Source organism: Pseudoalteromonas sp. S3178, from assembly GCF_005886985.1.
Taxonomy (GTDB): Bacteria; Pseudomonadota; Gammaproteobacteria; order Enterobacterales; family Alteromonadaceae; genus Pseudoalteromonas; species Pseudoalteromonas carrageenovora.
On the sequence record NZ_PNCW01000378.1, the window covers coordinates 1 to 335 of the forward strand.

Annotated in this window: 1 protein-coding gene; it reads left to right on the forward strand. The window is 45.7% G+C overall.

Translation table 11 applies throughout. The features are described 5' to 3' along the window. Positions 1–2 precede the first annotated feature (2 nt). Positions 3–335: DEAD/DEAH box helicase (locus tag CWC11_RS21375; protein ID WP_249330796.1), on the forward strand; the 333-nt coding region annotated here is incomplete at its 3' end.

Genomic DNA, 335 nt, shown 5'->3' on the forward strand with positions numbered 1-335 from the left:
ATTTGGGTTTGTCTCCATCAATCGTGCAAAGTATTACAGATAAAGGTTACACTACACCGACGGCTATTCAAGAAAAAGGGATCCCTGCGGTATTGTCTGGCCAAGATGTAATGGCAGCAGCACAAACAGGTACCGGTAAAACCGCGGCGTTTACTCTGCCGCTTATTGAGCAATTATTAAAAGAAGATCGTCCCCGTTCAAACCAAGCGTTGGCCCTCGTTTTAGCACCAACACGTGAGCTTGCATTACAAATAGCAGAAAATGTCGAGGCCTACAGTCAAGGAACTCGGCTACGTTCTGCAGTGGTGTATGGTGGCGTAAAAATTAATCCTCAA